General features: G+C 69.9%; 18 protein-coding genes. 11 read left to right on the top strand and 7 right to left on the bottom strand.

Going from position 1 to position 17,417, the window contains the following annotated elements:
- The first annotated feature begins 88 nt into the window (after positions 1-88).
- On the top strand, positions 89-1,279 hold the full coding sequence (gene tuf, locus QC180_RS05305) for an elongation factor Tu (protein WP_278261459.1): 1,191 nt from the start codon (positions 89-91) through the stop codon (positions 1,277-1,279).
- Between the two features lie 133 nt (positions 1,280-1,412).
- The gene (locus QC180_RS05300; RefSeq protein WP_278261458.1) at positions 1,413-1,802 is read left to right on the top strand and encodes an alpha/beta fold hydrolase; all 390 of its coding nucleotides are present in this window, start codon (positions 1,413-1,415) and stop codon (positions 1,800-1,802) included.
- A 204-nt stretch (positions 1,803-2,006) separates the two neighbouring features.
- On the opposite strand, the gene QC180_RS30195 is transcribed toward QC180_RS05300, so the two are convergent.
- The 3 genes from QC180_RS30195 to QC180_RS05285 all read right to left on the bottom strand — a co-directional run bounded on the left by QC180_RS30195 (position 2,007) and on the right by QC180_RS05285 (position 3,704).
- Complete coding sequence (locus QC180_RS30195; protein WP_347567304.1) at positions 2,007-2,192, bottom strand: hypothetical protein; 186 nt, start codon at positions 2,190-2,192, stop codon at positions 2,007-2,009.
- A 99-nt stretch (positions 2,193-2,291) separates the two neighbouring features.
- A complete protein-coding gene (locus QC180_RS05290) occupies positions 2,292-2,723 on the bottom strand; it encodes a PPOX class F420-dependent oxidoreductase (RefSeq protein WP_278261457.1) in 432 nt (143 codons plus the stop codon).
- A gap of 90 nt (positions 2,724-2,813) precedes the next feature.
- On the bottom strand, positions 2,814-3,704 hold the full coding sequence (locus QC180_RS05285) for a helix-turn-helix domain-containing protein (protein ID WP_278261456.1): 891 nt from the start codon (positions 3,702-3,704) through the stop codon (positions 2,814-2,816).
- 102 nt (positions 3,705-3,806) lie between these two features.
- Between QC180_RS05285 and QC180_RS05280 the strand changes: the two genes are divergently transcribed.
- Positions 3,807-5,279, top strand: coding sequence for an MFS transporter (locus tag QC180_RS05280; RefSeq protein WP_278261455.1), 1,473 nt, complete (start codon positions 3,807-3,809; stop codon positions 5,277-5,279).
- A gap of 1 nt (position 5,280) precedes the next feature.
- On the opposite strand, the gene QC180_RS05275 is transcribed toward QC180_RS05280, so the two are convergent.
- A complete protein-coding gene (locus QC180_RS05275) occupies positions 5,281-5,898 on the bottom strand; it encodes a TetR/AcrR family transcriptional regulator (protein WP_278261454.1) in 618 nt (205 codons plus the stop codon).
- Positions 5,898-6,254 carry an SPW repeat domain-containing protein gene (locus tag QC180_RS05270; RefSeq protein ID WP_278261453.1) on the bottom strand — a complete coding sequence of 119 codons (357 nt, stop codon included), beginning with the start codon at positions 6,252-6,254 and terminating at the stop codon, positions 5,898-5,900. Before QC180_RS05270 ends, QC180_RS05275 begins: the two co-directional genes overlap by 1 nt.
- A gap of 252 nt (positions 6,255-6,506) precedes the next feature.
- Here QC180_RS05270 and QC180_RS05265 point away from each other — a divergent pair, with 252 nt between their 5' ends.
- From QC180_RS05265 to QC180_RS05255, 3 genes are all read left to right on the top strand, one after another.
- Entirely contained in the window at positions 6,507-7,706 is a 1,200-nt protein-coding gene (locus QC180_RS05265) for an NAD(P)/FAD-dependent oxidoreductase (protein ID WP_278261452.1), read from the top strand.
- 88 nt (positions 7,707-7,794) lie between these two features.
- A complete protein-coding gene (locus QC180_RS05260; RefSeq protein WP_278261451.1) occupies positions 7,795-8,559 on the top strand; it encodes a glutamate racemase in 765 nt (254 codons plus the stop codon).
- A gap of 11 nt (positions 8,560-8,570) precedes the next feature.
- Positions 8,571-9,311, top strand: coding sequence for a DNA alkylation repair protein (locus QC180_RS05255; RefSeq protein ID WP_278261450.1), 741 nt, complete (start codon positions 8,571-8,573; stop codon positions 9,309-9,311).
- Between the two features lie 7 nt (positions 9,312-9,318).
- Here the strand turns inward: QC180_RS05255 and QC180_RS05250 are convergent, their stop codons facing one another.
- Both QC180_RS05250 and mftR2 read right to left on the bottom strand, forming a co-directional pair.
- Positions 9,319-10,374, bottom strand: coding sequence for a ferredoxin--NADP reductase (locus QC180_RS05250; RefSeq protein WP_278261449.1), 1,056 nt, complete (start codon positions 10,372-10,374; stop codon positions 9,319-9,321).
- A 37-nt stretch (positions 10,375-10,411) separates the two neighbouring features.
- On the bottom strand, positions 10,412-11,050 hold the full coding sequence (mftR2, locus tag QC180_RS05245) for a mycofactocin system transcriptional regulator MftR2 (RefSeq protein ID WP_278261448.1): 639 nt from the start codon (positions 11,048-11,050) through the stop codon (positions 10,412-10,414).
- Positions 11,051-11,258: 208 nt separating this feature from the next.
- Here mftR2 and mftA point away from each other — a divergent pair, with 208 nt between their 5' ends.
- From mftA to QC180_RS05220, 5 genes are all read left to right on the top strand, one after another.
- The gene (gene mftA / locus QC180_RS05240) at positions 11,259-11,363 is read left to right on the top strand and encodes a mycofactocin precursor MftA (RefSeq protein WP_278261447.1); all 105 of its coding nucleotides are present in this window, start codon (positions 11,259-11,261) and stop codon (positions 11,361-11,363) included.
- Between the two features lie 2 nt (positions 11,364-11,365).
- Positions 11,366-12,862 carry a mycofactocin radical SAM maturase gene (gene mftC / locus QC180_RS05235; RefSeq protein WP_278261892.1) on the top strand — a complete coding sequence of 499 codons (1,497 nt, stop codon included), beginning with the start codon at positions 11,366-11,368 and terminating at the stop codon, positions 12,860-12,862.
- A 139-nt stretch (positions 12,863-13,001) separates the two neighbouring features.
- Positions 13,002-14,399 carry a mycofactocin biosynthesis glycosyltransferase MftF gene (mftF, locus tag QC180_RS05230; protein WP_278261446.1) on the top strand — a complete coding sequence of 466 codons (1,398 nt, stop codon included), beginning with the start codon at positions 13,002-13,004 and terminating at the stop codon, positions 14,397-14,399.
- A 5-nt stretch (positions 14,400-14,404) separates the two neighbouring features.
- Positions 14,405-15,889, top strand: coding sequence for a GMC family oxidoreductase N-terminal domain-containing protein (locus QC180_RS05225; protein ID WP_278261445.1), 1,485 nt, complete (start codon positions 14,405-14,407; stop codon positions 15,887-15,889).
- Positions 15,890-15,994: 105 nt separating this feature from the next.
- Positions 15,995-17,365, top strand: a complete 1,371-nt coding sequence (locus tag QC180_RS05220) for a GAF domain-containing protein (RefSeq protein ID WP_278261444.1) — start codon at positions 15,995-15,997, stop codon at positions 17,363-17,365.
- Positions 17,366-17,417 lie beyond the last annotated feature (52 nt).

Below are 17,417 nucleotides of genomic sequence, written 5' to 3'. Positions count from 1 at the left end.
GGCCCCGGCAACCGGGCGTCAGCACGACCCCCCTTATTAACCGCACTGCTGCAAAAAAGCACGCACTAACTAGTCCAGGAGGACCACAGTGGCGAAGGCGAAGTTCGAGCGGACGAAGCCCCACGTCAACATCGGCACCATCGGTCACGTCGACCATGGCAAGACCACGCTGACGGCTGCCATCACCAAGGTGCTGGCCGACAAGTACCCGGATCTGAACGACGCGTTCGCGTTCGACCAGATCGACAAGGCGCCGGAGGAGAAGGCTCGTGGTATCACGATCAACATCTCCCACGTCGAGTACCAGACCGAGAAGCGCCACTACGCGCACGTCGACGCCCCGGGTCACGCCGACTACATCAAGAACATGATCACCGGTGCCGCCCAGATGGACGGCGCGATCCTGGTCGTGGCCGCCACCGACGGCCCGATGCCGCAGACCCGTGAGCACGTGCTGCTCGCCCGTCAGGTCGGCGTGCCCTACATCCTGGTCGCGCTGAACAAGTCGGACATGGTCGACGACGAGGAAATCCTCGAGCTCGTCGAGATGGAGGTCCGCGAGCTGCTGGCCTCGCAGGAATTCGACGAGGATGCCCCCGTCGTGCGCGTCTCCGGCCTGAAGGCCCTCGAGGGCGACGAGAAGTGGGCCGAGTCCATCGTCGAGCTCATGAACGCCGTCGACGAGTCGATCCCGGACCCGGTCCGTGAGACCGAGCTCCCCTTCCTGATGCCCGTCGAGGACGTCTTCACGATCACCGGTCGTGGCACCGTCGTCACCGGTCGCATCGAGCGCGGCATCGTCAACGTGAACGAGGAAGTCGAGATCGTCGGCATCCGTCCGGACAAGACCAAGACCACGGTCACCGGTATCGAGATGTTCCGCAAGCTGCTCGACCAGGGCCAGGCGGGCGACAACGTCGGTCTGCTGGTTCGTGGCATCAAGCGCGAAGATGTCGAGCGTGGCCAGGTTGTCGTCAAGCCCGGCACCACCACCCCGCACACCGAGTTCGAGGGCCAGGCGTACATCCTGTCGAAGGACGAGGGCGGCCGCCACACCCCGTTCTTCAACAACTACCGTCCGCAGTTCTACTTCCGTACGACTGACGTGACGGGCGTTGTGACCCTGCCCGAGGGCACCGAGATGGTCATGCCCGGTGACAACACCGAGATGTCCGTCAAGCTGATCCAGCCGGTCGCCATGGACGAGGGCCTGCGTTTCGCGATCCGTGAGGGTGGCCGCACCGTCGGTGCCGGTCGCGTCACCAAGATCATCAAGTGAGTCTCTGACTCGCTGACACCGCGACGGCGTCGTTCCCCTCGGGGAGCGGCGCCGTTCGGCGTTTCCGGGCTTCCGCAATGACTTCGAGAGTCATCGTGCATGTCGGTGCCTCGCGATAGCGTGGGCGCCATAGATGTTCGGACGGGTCGCGGCGGGCAAGCGCGCCCTGCACCACATGCTCACCCAGGGCATCGAATCCCCGGTCAAGGCCCGCCTCGTCGGCGCCGCCGGTTGGCTCCTCGACCCGCTGGTCCGCCCGAAGAACCCCGCCGACACCCTCGCCTTCGTCCGCGCCGAAGACGCCTTCGACCTCGACGGCCGCCTCGCCGACATCACCGCCCCCACCCTGGTCATCGGCGGCGACCGCGACGAGTACTACCCCACCTCCACCTTCCGCCACACCGCCGACGGCATCCCCGGTGCCCACCTCGAGATCTACCCCGACACCACCCACCTGGGCGCCGTCAAACACGCCCGCTTCGCCCCGGAGGTCACCGCGTTCCTGACCGATCCGGAACCCTGAGCGCCGCAATGGTTTCCGTGTAGAGGCTCCGGACGGTGTGGATCAGGCAGGCCGGACGCGGACGGTGACCTGGCCTCGTTCGTTGCGGTGGGCGACGGCGTGGCCGGAGTGGTCGACGCCGTTGATGCGCAGGGTGATCGGGGCGCCTTCGCCGAGGAAGTTGCGCCACCAGCTCTTCTTGTCCGGCAGGGCGACGCCGATGACTTACTCCTCGCCGGAGCGGCGGTAGTTGACCGGGGTGGTGAAGGTGCGGCCGGAACGGCGGCCGACATAGCTGACCTGGGCGAACGCCTTGCCGAGAAGGTTACCGACGACCGGGGCCTCGGCGAGCGCGACCACGCCCGCGTTCATCCCCTGGACGGCCCGACGCAACAGTGATTGCTGACTCAACGGCTTCTCCTGCCTGATGTGGACGAGATCGTGCCGCCCACGGTACCGAGCGTTCATGGCAGCGCCCTGAGAGTTCCCGGTGCCGAGGCGGTTTCGTGGTCAGCGGATGCGGGCGCCGTAGACGTGCTCGACGGTGAGCGTCATCAGGACGCGGCGATCCGACACCATCACCTCGCGGTACTCGGCCCAGTCCGGGTGTTCACCGGCCGCCGCGCGGTAGTAGTCGACGAGGGCTTCGACTTCCGGGCCGTTCGGGTCGGTACCGGGGCCGGTCAGCGTGACGGTGCCCTCGGCGGTCGCCCAGGACCAGCCGTCGGCGCTGGTCACCTCCAGCGCGGCACGGGGATCGCGGCGCAGGTTGACGGTCTTGGCCCGGCCCTCGGTCATGGACACGGAGATGGTCCCGGCCTCGGGATCGAAATACGGTGTCACCGGCGACAACTGGGGCAGGCCGTTCTGCTTGATCGTCGCGAGCACACCGAGTCGGGCTTCGGCGAGCAGCGCCCTCGGATCGAATTTCTCTTCGGACACAGCGGATCTCCTCCTGGTAGGGACCGAACGGGCGACTCCATGGACGAACGGTGCCGCCGACCGGTTTATGCCCGGCGGCGCCACCGGATCTCAGCCGACCACGTCCGGATCACGATTCGGCTGTGCGGCGCCGGTGGTCTCGAGACCGGCGGCCAGCAGCCGCAGCGCGTCGGCGGAACTCGCGTCACCGGGCGTGTAGACCTCGAGCCGATGGTCGGGACTGTCGGGCTGCACCCAGACCTGGTAGTCGACGTCGGCGGCACCGATCGTCGGATGACGCAGCCGCATCCGCCCGACGGTGCAGTCGGCGACCTCACCCCGCGCCCACAGGGTCGCGAATTCGTCGCTGCGCATGGCGAGTTCGCCGATCAGTGCGGCCAGACGCGCGTCGGTGGGATGGCGGCCCGCGGTGAGCCGCAGATAGGCCACGTGGACGCGGGCCAGCTCGTCCCAGTTGCGATGCAGGTCCCTGGTGAGCGGGTCGAGGAAGAACTGTCGCGGGATCGACGGGCGGCGGTCGGGATCGGTGGGCGCGTCGAGGTCCAGGTGTTCGGCGAACAGGGCGTGACCGGTGCGGTTCCAGGCGAGCACGTCACCGCGGCGACCCAGGATCAGTGCGGGCATGGTCTCGCCGAGCGCGGTGAGCAGCGCGAGGACCCGCGGGGCGGCCTGTTCCGCCTCGGGTGCGACCAGGCGCGGCGCGCTCGGCCGTCCGGCGAGATTGCGCAGGTGGGCCGCCTCGGCCGGATCGAGTCGCAATACCCGCGCGATGGCGTCGAGGACCTGCCCGGACGCCGTCCCCGCCTGATCCTGTTCCAGCCGCGTGTAGTACCCCGCGCTCACCCCGGCCAACTGCGCGAGTTCCTCGCGCCGCAACCCCGGTACCCGCCGCGTGGCCCCGTAGGTGTGCAGCCCGATCGCCTCGGGCGTGACCCGCCCGCGTCGCGTCTTGAGGAACGTCCCGAGACTCTCCACCGCCATCTTCCCGATGGTAGGCACCGCCGTCGGCGCGTGGGTATCCCTGGCGGGTGTACCCGCCGCCGGTGCTGGTTGCCCGCGCCGGGGCGGCGCAGATTCGGAGGCATGACACAACGACCCGCTCCCGCCGGGCTGCGCGCCTGGCTGGGCCTCCTGGTGATCCTCGGGCCCGTGCTGCTCGTCGCGATGGACGGCTCGATCCTGTTCCTGGCCATGCCGACCATCACCGACGCCCTGACGCCCACCGCCGACCAATCCCTGTGGATTCTGGACAGTTACGGTTTCGCGGTCGGTTCCCTGCTCATCGCCTTCGGCAGCATCGGCGATCGTTACGGCCGGTTGCGCCTGTTGCTGATCGGCGCCGGTGTCTTCGGAATCGCGTCGGCGGCAGCGGCGTTCGCGACCAGTGCGGAGCTGCTGATCGCGCTGCGGGTGGTGATGGGCGTGGCCGGGGCGACGCTGCTGCCCTCGGCGCTGGCGGTGCTGAGCACCCTGTTCGCCGATCCGCGGACCCGCGCGCGGGCCATCGGCGTCTTCGCCGCCACCTTCGCCGCCGGGTTCGCGCTCGGCCCGATCGTGGCCGGTCAACTGCTGAGCCGGTTCTGGTGGGGTGCGGTGTTCCTGATCAATCTGCCGGTGCTGCTGGCCTTCCTGGTGTTCGCGCCGATCCTGCTGCGCGAGGTCCGCACCGGTGCGACGGGGCGGTTCGATCTGCCCAGCGTGCTCGCCTCGGCCACCGGACTGCTGCTGGCGCTCTACGCGGTGAAGCACGCGGCCGCGACGGGTGTGTCGGTGGACGGGCTGGTCATCGGGTTCGTCGGCCTGGCGGTGCTGGGCTGGTTCGCGCGTCGGCAGGCACGCATCGCCGACCCGCTCATCGACTTCGGGCTGTTCCGCCGCCCGGTGTTCGCCCTGGCCATCCTCACCGGCTTCCTACCACTGGCCGCCTGGTCGGCCACCGCCTACCTCGGCGCCACCTACCTGCAGTCGATCCTGGAGCTGTCCGTCGCCGAGGCCGCGCTGTCGGCCGTGCCGGGCGCGCTGGTCCTAACCGCCACGTCCGTGCTGACGCCCATGGTCGTCGAGCGGGTCGGCCGGTCGACCGCGCTGGTCGCCGCGCATGTGTTCATCGCCGTCGGCCTGCTCGCGCTGCTGCCGACCGGTGCCTCCGGCGGCCTCGGCTGGTATCTCCTGGCGAGCGTCATCGCGGGTGTCGGCTACGGCATCTCGTTCAGCGTCGTCGCCGATATCGCCGTGGCCGCGGTCCCCACCGAGCGGGCGGGTTCGGCGGCCGCGCTGGCCGAGACCAGCAACGAGCTCGGCAACGCCCTCGGGATCGCCCTGTTCGGTTCCTTGGCGGCCGTGCTGTTCCGGCTGACCGGACCCGACCTCGCTCCCACCCTCGGCGAGACCCTGTCGCTGCCCGGCCTGCTCCCCACCCAACTCGACACGGCCCGCACGGCCTTCCTCGACGGCCTGCACATCGTCGCGCTCACCGCGGCGGCCGCGCACGCGCTCGTCGCCGTGGTCGCGGTCCGTGTGCTGCGCGACCGCGACGCGACCCCGGTCGCCGCGTGAGTCAGCCGAGCTGGGTCATGCCCGCCGCGACGACCTGGGCGACGTTCATCAGGTCGTCGGCGGTGGGCACCGGCAACCCGTCGAGGGCATGCAGACGGTCGGCGCCCGCGATGGCGAACATGGCCGAGACCCAGGCGGCCGCGCAGGCGTGCAGGGTGCTGGGACGGACGGGGGTGGGGACGCTGTCCTGCAGGACGCGGGCGGTGACCTCGAGGAGTTGGTCGCGCAGCTGACGCAGGCGGCGGCGGACGTCGGGGTGGGTGTCGGCTTCGCGCCACATGATCACGCGCAGCACCGAGGAGTGGTGGTCACGCAGGTTGATGGCGGTGTCGAGGTTGATCAGGCTGGTGGCGGGGTCACCGGGGGCGACGACGGTGTGCGGATCTTCGATCGGCCGCTCGGGGACGCGCTCGCGCATGAGCGCGGACAGGATCGCGTTCTTGGTGGGGAAGTAGTAGAAGACCAGGCCCTTGGGGACGCCAGCGGCCGCGGCCAGGGCGGCGGTGGGCGTGGCGTCGAAGCCCTTGGCGGCGAACAGGGTCTCGGCGGCGTCCAGGATGAGTTGCCGGGCGTCGCCATCGCGTTTCGCGTTGCGGCGCCCGGCCCGTCGGCCCGGCATCAGTGATGCGGAGCCATGTTGTGCAGGCGCGCGTTCATCGCGGGCAGCGCGGCGACCGCCACCACCGCCGTCACGACCCCGACCACCCACGCGGTCCAGGACGCGCCGCGGAAGGCGGTGAAGTCCATCGCCCACGGCGAGATGAACAGCAGCACGCCGAACAGTCCCATCGCGTAGTCGGCGGCGGACATGCTCGCCCGTGCCATCTGGACCAGCCCGGTCGCGGCGATCAGTACGCCGAGCACGATCAGGGTCCAGCGGGCGTTGTCGTTGGTGCTGACCCACAGCGGGGACAGCGCGGTGAATGCGCCGAGCACGACGGCGAGAAAATCCTGTGCGCGGCTGTCGTCGAACATGGGTTGTGCCTCCTCGAAAGAGCCGAAAAATCCTTCTGACCTCGGTCTACTCCTGATTGACCGCCCGGTCTATACCGGAATCGGCACGGTTGGGTTGCGACGTGGGTGTCACCTGTGGGCGGGCGCACTGGTACAAAGATTTCGGGGCCGTTGTGGCCCGCGACACTGAGGAATACAGCATGGCCCGGCTCTCGGCGGCGATGGCTCGCGTGAGCACGCAGGGCGGGACGCACATGCCGAGAGGACACACTTATGAGCGCCCCCATCGTGATCGTCGGAGCGGGCCTGGCGGGCCTGCGCACCGCCGAGGAACTACGCCGGGCCGGGTACGAGGGCGAGGTGCTGCTGCTCGGTGACGAGGCGCGTCCGCCCTACGACCGCCCGCCGCTGTCCAAGCAGTTCGTGCGCGGCGAGACCGACGACACCACGCTGCGTCCGCCGGAGTTCTTCGCGGAGAAGAACATCGAGCTGCGGCTGGGCACCGCGGTGACCGGGGTCGACCCGGCCGCGCGCACCGTCACCCTGGCCGACGGGTCCGCTCTCGGCTACGACCAGCTGATCATCGCGACCGGCCTGCGCCCGCGTCGGCTGCCGGGCCTGCCCGCCGTGGCCGGGGTGCACGTGCTGCGCGCCCACGAGGACGCCGAGACCCTGCGCGCCGAACTCGACGGCGCCGACCGCGCGCTGATCATCGGCGCCGGTTTCATCGGCTGCGAACTGGCCGCCAGCTTCCGCGCCGCCGGGGTGGACGTGACCCTGGTGGAACCGCAGCCCACACCGCTGGCCTCGGTGCTCGGCGAGCAGATCGGTGGCCTGGTGGCCCGGCTGCACAGCGGCGAGGGGGTCGACCTGCGCTGCGGGGTCGGCGTGGACACCCTGCTCACCGACGACGCGAACCGCGTGCGCGGCGCGGTGCTCACCGACGGCACCGAGGTGCCCGCCGACCTGGTGGTGGTCGGTGTCGGCTCGGTGCCGGTCACCGACTGGCTGGCCGATTCCGGCGTCGAGCTGGCCCAGCCCAGCGCGGGCGGCGGCGTGCTCGCCGACGAGTCCGGCCGCACCTCGGCCGAGGGCGTCTGGGCGGTCGGCGATGTCGCCGCCTGGCAGCACGACACCGGCGTGCGCAAGCGCGTCGAACACTGGACCAGCGCGGGCGAACAGGCGAAACTCCTGGTCACCGCCCTGCTCGGTGGCGCGGCCCCCACCGCCGCCCGCGTTCCGTACTTCTGGAGCGACCAGTACGACCTCAAGATCCAGGCCCTGGGCACCCCGTCTCCGGCCGACGACGTCACCGTCGTCACCGACGACGGCCGCAAGTTCCTCGCCTACTACTCCCGCGACGGCATCCTCACCGCCGTCCTCGGCGCGGGCATGACCGCCCAGGTGATGAAACTGCGCGCCAAGCTCACCACCGCCACCCCGGTCGCCGATCTGCTCGCCGCCGCGGGCTGATCCGGACCGGCGCCCGACGACCACCGCCGCGATCACGGTGACCGTGGTCGCGGCGGGACGGTTCGTCGGGCTGTAATACGGTGGACCGGTGATCGTCGCGCTCATCGATTCCGGCCTCGGCCTGCTGCCGACGGCCGCGTGGTTGCGCAAGTTGCGGCCCGATGTGGATCTGCTGCTGCTGCTCGACCCCGACGGCGCGCCGTGGGGCCCCAAGCCGGAGGACTGGGTGGTCGAGCGGGTGCTCGGCGCGGCCCGGCAGGCACTCGAGCTCGGGGCCGAGGTTATCGTGCTGCCGTGCAATACCGCCAGCGTGACGGCGCTGGATCATGTGCGCGCGGCGGTGGGGGAGACGGTACCGGTGATCGGGACCGTGCCCGCGATCAAGCCCGCTGCCGCGCAGTGCCGCTCGGTGGCGGTGTGGGCGACGGCGGCGACCACCGCCAGCCGCTACCAGGCCGACCTGATCGCCCGCTTCGCCGGTGACGCGAAGGTCGTCGGCGTGGCCTGCCACGGCTTGGCCGACGCCATCGACCGCGGCGACCTGCCCGCCATCGGCGACTCCATCGCCGACGCCGCCACCCGCACCCCCGCCGACGTCGAGGGCGTCGTGCTGGGCTGCACCCACTACCCGCTGGTCATCGACGCCATCGTCGCCGCCCTGCCCGACGGCGTGCGCCTGTTCGACAGCGCCCAGGCCGTCGCCGCCCAGACCGTCCGCAAGATGGACGAACTCGGCCGTCCCACCACCGGCACCGGCACCGTCACCGTGCGCACCAGCGGTCAGGTAGGCGAATTACCCGCGAGTGCCGCGACTTTCGAGTCCGGCCGCCTGCTCGGCGCCCTCGCCCGATAGTGGAGGGGACCGTGCCAGAACTGCCTGTCGCCGAGGACGTGCGCGCCGCCTTGGCCACGCACGCCGACCCCGCCGACGCCCAGCACCTGCAACGCTTCTTCAAAACGGGCCCCGGCGAATACGGCGAGGGTGACGTCTTCCTCGGCGTCCGCGTCCCCGCCACCCGCAAGGTCGCCAAACAGTTCGCCGACCTGCCCCTCGACGGAATCGACGAACTCCTCGACAGCCCCGTCCACGAGGAACGCCTGGCCGCCCTGCTCATCCTGAACGCCCGCTTCGCCGCCGCCTCGAAACCACGCACCCGCGACGACGACGCCCGCGCCCGGATGGTCGAGTTCTATCTGGCCGCGGTCCGCCGGGGCAGGGTGAACAACTGGGACCTGGTCGACGCCTCCGCCGAGAACATCGTCGGCCCGTGGCTACTCGACCGAGACCGCGCCCTGCTCTTCCAACTGGCACAGCGGGATTCCCTGTGGGAGCGCCGCGTCGCCCTGCTGTCCACCTTCGCCTTCATCAAGGCGGGCGACCCGAGCACCACCCTCGAGCTGGCGGCGACACTGCTCGACGACCGCCGCGATCTCATCCAGAAGGCGCTGGGTTGGATGCTGCGCGAGGTCGGCAAACGCGTCGACCGCGCCGCGCTCACCGACTTCCTCGACCTCCACGCCGCGGCGATGGGCCGCACCGCACTGAGCTACGCGACCGAACACCTACCCCCGGACGCGCGCGCCGCCTACCGCGCGATGCGCTAGACCCGGCTCAGAACTGGATCTTGAGGTGATCGGTCACCGGCCGCGCCTGGCAGCCCAGGATGTACCCGTTCTCGATGTCCTCGGGATCGAGGATCTCCGAATTGCCCATCTCCACCTTGCCCTCGAGCACGGTGCAGGCACACGACCCGCACTCGCCCTCCTGGCAGGAGTAGGGCACGTCCAGGCCCTTGTCGAGCATGATGTCGACGAGGGTCTGCTTACGCGGCCAGGACAGCTCGTGCACCTCGCCGTCCAGCTCCACCTCGACCGTGGCCGCGTCGGCGGCCTCCTCGTCGCTGACCTGCACCGGCGCGTGATCGGCGAACGGGTCACCGGCCAGCGAATTGAAGACCTCCGCGTGGGTGCGGGCGCGCGGCACGTCGAGCTGGGCCAGGGTGTCGTGCACCAGGTCCATGAACGGCTTCGGTCCGCACATGAACGCCTCGTAGGCGGTGTAGGGCGCCACCAGTCCGGCCAGCATGTCGGCGGTGGGCAGGCCCTGCAGCGGCTCGAGCCAGTGGATGACGGTCAGTCGCTGCGGGTGCTTGCCGACCAGTTCGCGCAGCTCACCGGCGAAGATCACCGATTCCACATCGCGATTGGCGTAGACCAGCACCACCTTGCCCGAGCCCTGCGACAGCGCCGACTTCAGGATCGACATCACCGGTGTGATGCCGCTGCCCGCGCCGAACAGCAGCAGGTTCTCGTCGAGGTTCTTGGGGGTGAACACACCCGAGGGCGGCAGCACCTCGATCTCGTCACCGGCGGAGACGTTGTCGCACAGCCAGTTCGAGCCGTAACCGCCCTCGGTGCGCTTGACCGTCACCTTGGGCAGATCGTCGGTGAACGGCGAGCTGGCCAGCGAGTAGCAGCGCGCGACCGAACCGGTCTGCTCGCTGGGGATGCGCAGGGTCAGGAACTGGCCCGGCTGGTAGGTGAACCGTTCGCGCAGTTCGGCGGGCACCTCGAAGACCACGGAGTGGGTGTCGGCCGTTTCGGCGATCACCGCGGCCACCCGCAGCACCACCGAGCGCGAACCGTGCGGAACCTCGACTGTGGTCATGTCGTCCTCTCGAACAAAACTAGAACGTGTTTCAGTTTCATGCTAGGTCGGAACGCGCCCGCACTGCAAGCTGCGCCTCGAGCCCGGCGACCAGAACCTCCATCCCGAAGTCGTAGGAGTACTTGCCGCGCAGGTCGGACATGTACTTCGTGGCTCGGGCCACCGTCTCGGGCAGCAGCACGTCCGCCGGGGCGGACCGGTCCCGCGGATTCACCCGGCTGCGGCCGAACAGGTAGGTGTGGATGGTCGCGTAGGCGGCCAGCACGTCGCGGTCGCTGAAGCCCGCGTCGAACAGGATCTCCATCACCGCGTCGATCAGGTCGAGCTGCTTGCCGAGCATCTGCTCGAGCAGGATGTCGCCCAGGCCGGGATGCCTGCGCAGTTTATCGTCTATCTGATCGATGAGATCGCGCAGGCGCACCTGCCACGGCCCGGACTCGCGCGGCGGCTTGCGCACCCCGGCCAGCGCGGCGCTGGCCACCAGGTCGAGGAGTTCGCGCTTGTCGGCCACGTAGTAGTACGGGGCCATCGGCGAGACGCCGAGCTCGCGCGAGAGCCGTCGCATGGACAGCTTCTCGACGCCGTCTTCGCGCACGACGCGCAGCGCCGCCTCGACGATCTCCGCTTCCGAGAGCGTGGAATTCGCGCCGCTCCCCGCCCCACCGTGGTTACGCAAGCCTCTGCCTCACCTCTACTGCCGCCGGGCCGTCGGGCCCCTTCCCGTCCTGCTCTGCGAAGTCTAGAGGTGTGGCACATCACGCGGGGGCGCTGTGCGGATCGTGCGAAGGACGCTCGCCGAGGCGATGGGATTTTCCGATTCCGCTCCTTTATGGCAGTCACTGACGTTAAGGTCCGTGGTGACCGGCAACACACTGGAGGTAGTCATGCCCGAGAACGCCACGCGCGCGACCGTCGAGACCGAGGAAGACCTGGTCACCGAGACGCTGATCGAAGAGGTCAGCATCGACGGCATGTGCGGCGTCTACTGACCATGGAGGCAGGCGTGCTCGATCTCGACACCCGCTGGGCGCTGCATCCGCGCGTCTCGCTGCGCCCGGAATCCTTCGGCGCGCTGCTGTACCACTTCGGCACCCGCAAGCTCTCGTTCCTCAAGAGCCGCGATCTGGTCGACGTGGTGCAGTCGCTGCCCGCGCACACCTCGGTGCGCGAGGCGCTGCGAGCCAAGGGCATCGGCGCGTCCGACACCCACCTCGCGGCGCTGGCCCAGCTGGCCGACACCGACATGATCGTGCCCGCCCCGGGCCCGGTCACCCCGGTGACGGCCGCGCGCATGCCTGCCTCCACCGATTCCGTCCAGGGCGGCAGGCTCATCGACCGTTTCGAATCCGGTCTGGCCGCGCCGATCTGCCTGACCTGGGAACTCACCTACGCGTGCAACCTGTCCTGCGTGCACTGCCTGTCCTCCTCGGGCCGCCGTGACCCGAACGAGCTGACCACCGAGCAGTGCAAGGCGCTCATCGACGAGTTCGAGCGCATGCAGATCTTCTACGTCAACATCGGCGGCGGCGAACCGACCGTGCGCCCGGACTTCTGGGAGCTGGTCGACTACGCCACCGCCCACCACGTGGGAGTCAAGTTCTCCACCAACGGCGTTCGCATCGACGAGAAGGTGGCCGCGCGGCTGGCCGCCAGCGACTACGTCGACGTGCAGATCTCCCTCGACGGCGCCACCGCCGAGGTCAACGACCACGTGCGCGGTCCCGGCTCCTACGACACCGCCATCAAGGCCCTGTCCAACCTGGCCGCGGCAGGTTTCAAGGACGCGAAACTCTCGGTCGTGGCGACCCGCCACAACATCGCCCAGCTCGACGAATTCAAGGCCATCGCCGACCGTTACGGCGCCACCCTGCGCCTGACCCGCCTGCGCCCGTCGGGCCGCGGCGCCGATGTGTGGGACGAACTGCACCCGCTGCCCGAGCAGCAACGCGAGCTCTACGAGTGGCTGGTCCGCAACGGTGACGGTGTGCTCACCGGCGATTCGTTCTTCCACCTGTCCGCCTTCGGTTCGGCGCTGCCGGGGCTGAACATGTGCGGCGCGGGCCGGGTGGTCTGCCTGGTCGACCCGGTCGGTGACGTCTACGCCTGCCCCTTCGCCATCCACGACCGTTTCAAGGCCGGAAACATCGTCGCCGACGGTGGTTTCGAGGCGGTCTGGACCACCTCGCAGCTGTTCGCCGAACTGCGCGAACCGGTCGACGGTGGCGCCTGCACCAAGTGCGCGCACTACGACTCCTGCCGGGGCGGCTGCATGGCCGCCAAGTTCTTCACCGGCCTGCCCGCCAACGGACCCGACCCGGAATGCGTGCAGGGCTACGGCGAAGCGGCGCTGTCGATGCCGGGCCGCACGATTCCGCGCCCTGCCGTGGACCATTCGCGTCCGGTGCGCGGTGGACGCGGACGGGTGTCACTGCCCTTGACAGTGAAACGCGCGCCCGCCAAGGCGTGCAACGAGAGTCCGCTCGGGTAGACACGCCGGTTGCCGGAAGTACGCTGCCGATCTTGTTCACCTGTCCGGCAACCGGTCACGCGCGGAATTCGAGCGGACTTTCCTCCTTTTTTGTGGGGTGATGGTGTCTGGAAGCGCAATTGCGCATAGCATGCGAGGAATGCGCCATGATCGTCTGCCCGACGGCTTCGGGGTTCGGATCGATCCACGGGTACGCGCATTTTCCGGGGGCCGAATCCTGATCGGCGGAACGCCCGCACGGATGCTGCGCCTGGCCCCCGAGGCCGCCGAGCTGATCGGCGACGGGTACCTGGAGGTCACCGACACCAAGTCCGCGATGGTCGCGCGTCGGCTGCTCGACTCCGGCGTGGCGAATCCGCGTCCGCGACTGCTGCCCTCGCTCGACGACATCACCGTCGTCATCCCGCTCTACAACAACGCCGACGGCGTCCTGCGACTGCTGGCCACGCTGCGCGGACACAATGTGATCGTCGTCGACGACGGCTCCGACGAGCCGGTGCGCATTCCGCCGCGTCAGGGCCGTGGCCAGGTCACGGTGCTGCGCCACGAGTCCCCGCTCGGTCCCGCCGCTGCCCGTAATGCCGGGTTGCGCGCGGCGACAACCGAGTTCGTGGCCTTCCTCGACTCCGATGTGGTGCCGCGCAGCGGCTGGCTCGAAGTCATGCTCGGGCACTTCAGCGATCCGCAGGTCGCGCTGGTCGCGCCGCGGATCGTCGCGCTGGACAAGGCGTCCAACGCGCTGGCCCGCTACGAGCACACCCGCTCCTCGCTGGATCTGGGTCGTCGCGAGTCGGCGGTGCACGCGCGCGGCATCGTCTCCTATGTGCCCAGCGCGGCGCTGCTCGCGCGCCGGGCCGCGCTGCTGGGCGAGGGCGGTTTCGACGAATCCATGCAGGTGGCCGAGGATGTCGACCTGTGCTGGCGGCTCGAACGCGCGGGCTGGCGGCTGCGCTACGAACCCGCCGCGCACGTGGCCCACGACCACCGCGTCGCCTTCCGCGCCTGGTTCGGGCGAAAGCTGTTCTACGGCACCGGGGCCGCACCGCTGGGCAAACGGCACTCGCGGCTGGTCTCGCCGCTGTCGGTGCCCACCTGGACGGTGCTGGCCAGTCTGCTGTTCGCGACCCTGTCCAAATGGGGGCTGCTCGGTGGCCTGGTGACGCTGTGCTCGGCGCTGATCAAACTGCGCCGCGTCTTCACCGAACTGGACAACCCCACCCGCATCGCGGCGGTCTATCTCGCGCGCGGCTATTTCGCCGGAATGTGGCGGCTGGCCTCGGCCATGTGCCGCGACTATTGGCCGGTGACACTGCTGGCGGTGCTCGCCTCGCGCCGGATCAGGAAGATCGCGATCACCATGGCCCTGGCCGACGGCCTGGCCGACTGGTTCACCCACCGCGACGCGGGCGGCCTGGACCCGATCCGCTACGTGGCCTACAAGCGCCTCGACGACGTCGCCTACGGCACCGGCCTGTGGCTCGGCGTCCTGCGCGCCCGCAGCTTCGAAGCGCTCAAGCCGAGTACGCCGTCGAGCTGAGCCCGATGACGCGCACGCTCGTCATCGGGGCGGGCTCGGCGGGCTGTGTCCTCGCGGCCCGGCTCAGCACCGACCCCGGCCACGAGGTCCTGGTCCTGGAAGCCGGACCGGTCTGGCCGTCACCCGCCGTCATCCCGCCCCACCTGCTCGATCCCGCCCACCTCCCGGTCGGCCCGGAATCGGCCGTGCTCTGGCGGTATCCGGGAAACCTGGTGCGTGGTCGACTGATCGGCGGCTCCGGCGCGATCAACGGCAGCTACTTCCTGCGCCCGCCCGCCGCAGACTTCGCCGCCTGGAGCGCGGTCGCCCGCAGCCCCCGCTGGTCCTTCGAGGCGGTGGTGCCCTACTTCCGGGCACTCGAACACGACCTGGACTTCGGCACCGACCCCGGCCACGGCGACCACGGCCCGATCCCGGTCCAGCGGATCACCGACCCCACCCCGTTCAGCACCGAATTCGCCGAACGCTGCGCCGCCACCGGCTACCCCGAGATCCCCGACCTCAATGCCACCGCCCAGTCGACGCACCCCGCCGATCCCTCGGCAGTCGCCGCGCGGGGCACCGGCGGCGATGGCGAGAACGATGCGCGGGTCCCGGGCCGGGGGAGCACGCCGGTCGGCTTCGGCCGGGTCCCCTTGGCCATCTCGGACGGACAACGCCGCGGCCCCGCGCTCACTCATCTCTATCCCGCCCTCACCCGCCCGAACCTGACGGTCACCGGCGCGACCACGGTCACCCGCGTCCTGCTGCGCGGAACCAGAGCGGTCGGCGTCGAGTGGGTGCGCGGTCGCGAGCGCGGAACGACCTGCGCCGACCGCGTGATCCTGTGCGCGGGGGCGATCGAATCCGCTGCCCTGCTCATCCGCTCGGGCATCGGCCCCGAGCCGCTGCTGCGCGCACTGGGCCTGCCGGTGCTCCGGCCCGCTCCGGTCGGCCGCTGGTGCACCGACCATCCCGAGATCGGTCTCGAGTTCCCCGGGCAACCCTCGCCGCGCGCCAGCGTCGCCCTCGAATACGTCCTCGAACTCGACGACCTGGAACTGCGCCCCTACACCCCCACCTTCACCCCGGGCCTGCGCAGGCTCGGGGTGGCCCTCATGCACCCGGAGTCCACCGGCACACTCACCCTGACCTCCGCCGACCCGTCCGTCCCGGCCCGCGTCGACCAGGGCCACCTGCGGGCCGCCGCCGACCGCGAGCGCCTCCGCGCGGGTGTCGAGATCGCGGCGGAACTGTTCGATCTGCGTCCGGGAACCCTCGACGACACGTGGCTGCGCGGGCACCTGGGAACCTCCCAGCATCTTTCTGGCACCTGCCGGATGGGACCCGCGAACGACGAGCGCGCGGTGGTCGACGAAGGGGCTCGGGTACACGGAATCGAGGACCTTATGGTCGTGGACCTGTCGATCGTGCCGGTGCCGTTGCGACGCGGACCGCAGGTCACTGTAGTGACGCTCGCCGCAGCCATAGCCGATCTGCTCGCAGTGTGACGAAGTGACATCTGATACCACGATGTGACCTGCCGGACAAACCCCCGCTTCTGACAGTTGCCGCCATATGTCACCGGTACAGTTTGTATCGGGAAAGAAAGGCAAATGGTCAGCAATCTTGCAGGTGGGCGGCCCCCACGGCAGGCGGCGGAGTCGGGCGCACAGCTCGGAGCTCTGGAAGCCTATGCCGCACAGGCCCATGGATTTCTCAGTGCCGGTGGTGAACAGCTGACTCAGCTGGCCGGTCTGTTGCGTCCGCTCGTTCTCGAATCCTGGTTGCGCAGTGTGCGCGGTGGTGTCGATCCGACGGATGTACTCGACGGTCGCGGTCTGCGCGGCGCCGACCTGGTGCGGTATCGCGATGCCCATCCGATCGCGGCGCTCATGCCGCTGATCGACAAACTGCTGGTCCAGGACGCGGCGCGGGCCGGACTCATCGTGACGGTGGCCGACCAGTTCGGTCGCGTGCTCTCGGTACACGGTCATCCCGAGCAGGTCGCGGCGGTCGCCGAGATCGGCGTGCGCGAAGGCGACGACCTCAGCGAGCGGCGCGTCGGCACCAACGCGGTCGGCCTCGTCGTGCGCAGCGGCCGCGCCACCTGGATCCACGGACCCGAACATTTCCTGCACCGCATGCACCAGATCACCGGCGCCGCGGCCCCCGTGCACGAGCCGGACGGCCGGTTGATCGGGGTGCTGATGATTGCGGGCGGGATGCGGGTCGCCAAGCCCGAGATCCTCGCGCTGGTGAAAGCCGCCGCGACGGCCGCCGAGATGGACCTGGTGCTGCGGGCCATGCGCGCGGGTCGCGCCGTCCCGGCACCTACCCCGGACGACGTCGACATCGCCGAGACGCCACCGGCCCGACTCGGACTCGACGTCCTCGGGCTCGGGCAACCGCAACTGAGTGTGGCGGGGGAGCGGGTCTCGCTCTCGCAGCGCCATGCCGAGATCCTGCTGTTGCTCACCGAGCATCCGGAGGGCCTGGGCGCCGATCACCTGGCACTGCTGCTCGACGACACCGATCTGGACAACGGCACGATCCGCGCCGCCATGTCGCGATTACGGTCGGTGGTGGGCCCGAGCGTGGTCGGATCACGCCCATACCGTCTGCGCGTCCATGTCGCAACCGATGTGGAGGCCCTGCGGGCCGCGCTCGACACCGGTGATATCGAATCCGCATTGCGCTTGTACGCCGGTCCGGTGCTGCCGCGGTCCTCCGCGCCGGGCATCTGCGACATCCGCGACGAGTTGCGGGTGCGTCTGCGCACCGCGGTGCTCGCCTCGCGCGACGCGGGCGTGCTGCGCCGGTGGACGGCCGGTCCGGAGGGGCGTGACGATGCCGCCGCCTGGGCCGCCTACCGCTCGACCGTCGACCGTGATTCCCCCCTGTATGCGCAGATCGAAGCCAAGATCCGGGTGCTCGATCGCCGCCTGGGTGCCGATGCAACGCAGATGCAACGTTTCGGCTCATAGTCTCCCGTTCTGAAAGTGTGGTAGCTCACACCGCGCGAGCGAATGTGTTGGA

The sequence above is a fragment of the Nocardia anocheti genome (assembly GCF_029675105.1).
GTDB lineage: Bacteria > Actinomycetota > Actinomycetes > Mycobacteriales > Mycobacteriaceae > Nocardia.
This window is presented reverse-complemented; position numbering and strand designations above follow the sequence as displayed.

Bases quoted from the DNA above. Each gene is read 5' to 3' on its own strand.
- QC180_RS05300 (WP_278261458.1), top strand. From the start codon at position 1,413: ATGTTCGGACGGGTCGCGGCGGGCAAGCGCGCCCTGCACCACATGCTC.
- QC180_RS05285 (WP_278261456.1), bottom strand. From the start codon at position 3,704: ATGGCGGTGGAGAGTCTCGGGACGTTCCTCAAGACGCGACGCGGGCGG.
- QC180_RS05280 (WP_278261455.1), top strand. From the start codon at position 3,807: ATGACACAACGACCCGCTCCCGCCGGGCTGCGCGCCTGGCTGGGCCTC.
- QC180_RS05275 (WP_278261454.1), bottom strand. From the start codon at position 5,898: ATGCCGGGCCGACGGGCCGGGCGCCGCAACGCGAAACGCGATGGCGAC.
- QC180_RS05270 (WP_278261453.1), bottom strand. From the start codon at position 6,254: ATGTTCGACGACAGCCGCGCACAGGATTTTCTCGCCGTCGTGCTCGGC.
- QC180_RS05265 (WP_278261452.1), top strand. From the start codon at position 6,507: ATGAGCGCCCCCATCGTGATCGTCGGAGCGGGCCTGGCGGGCCTGCGC.
- QC180_RS05250 (WP_278261449.1), bottom strand. From the start codon at position 10,374: ATGACCACAGTCGAGGTTCCGCACGGTTCGCGCTCGGTGGTGCTGCGG.
- mftA (WP_278261447.1), top strand. From the start codon at position 11,259: ATGCCCGAGAACGCCACGCGCGCGACCGTCGAGACCGAGGAAGACCTG.
- mftC (WP_278261892.1), top strand. From the start codon at position 11,366: ATGGAGGCAGGCGTGCTCGATCTCGACACCCGCTGGGCGCTGCATCCG.
- mftF (WP_278261446.1), top strand. From the start codon at position 13,002: ATGCGCCATGATCGTCTGCCCGACGGCTTCGGGGTTCGGATCGATCCA.
- QC180_RS05225 (WP_278261445.1), top strand. From the start codon at position 14,405: ATGACGCGCACGCTCGTCATCGGGGCGGGCTCGGCGGGCTGTGTCCTC.
- QC180_RS05220 (WP_278261444.1), top strand. From the start codon at position 15,995: ATGGTCAGCAATCTTGCAGGTGGGCGGCCCCCACGGCAGGCGGCGGAG.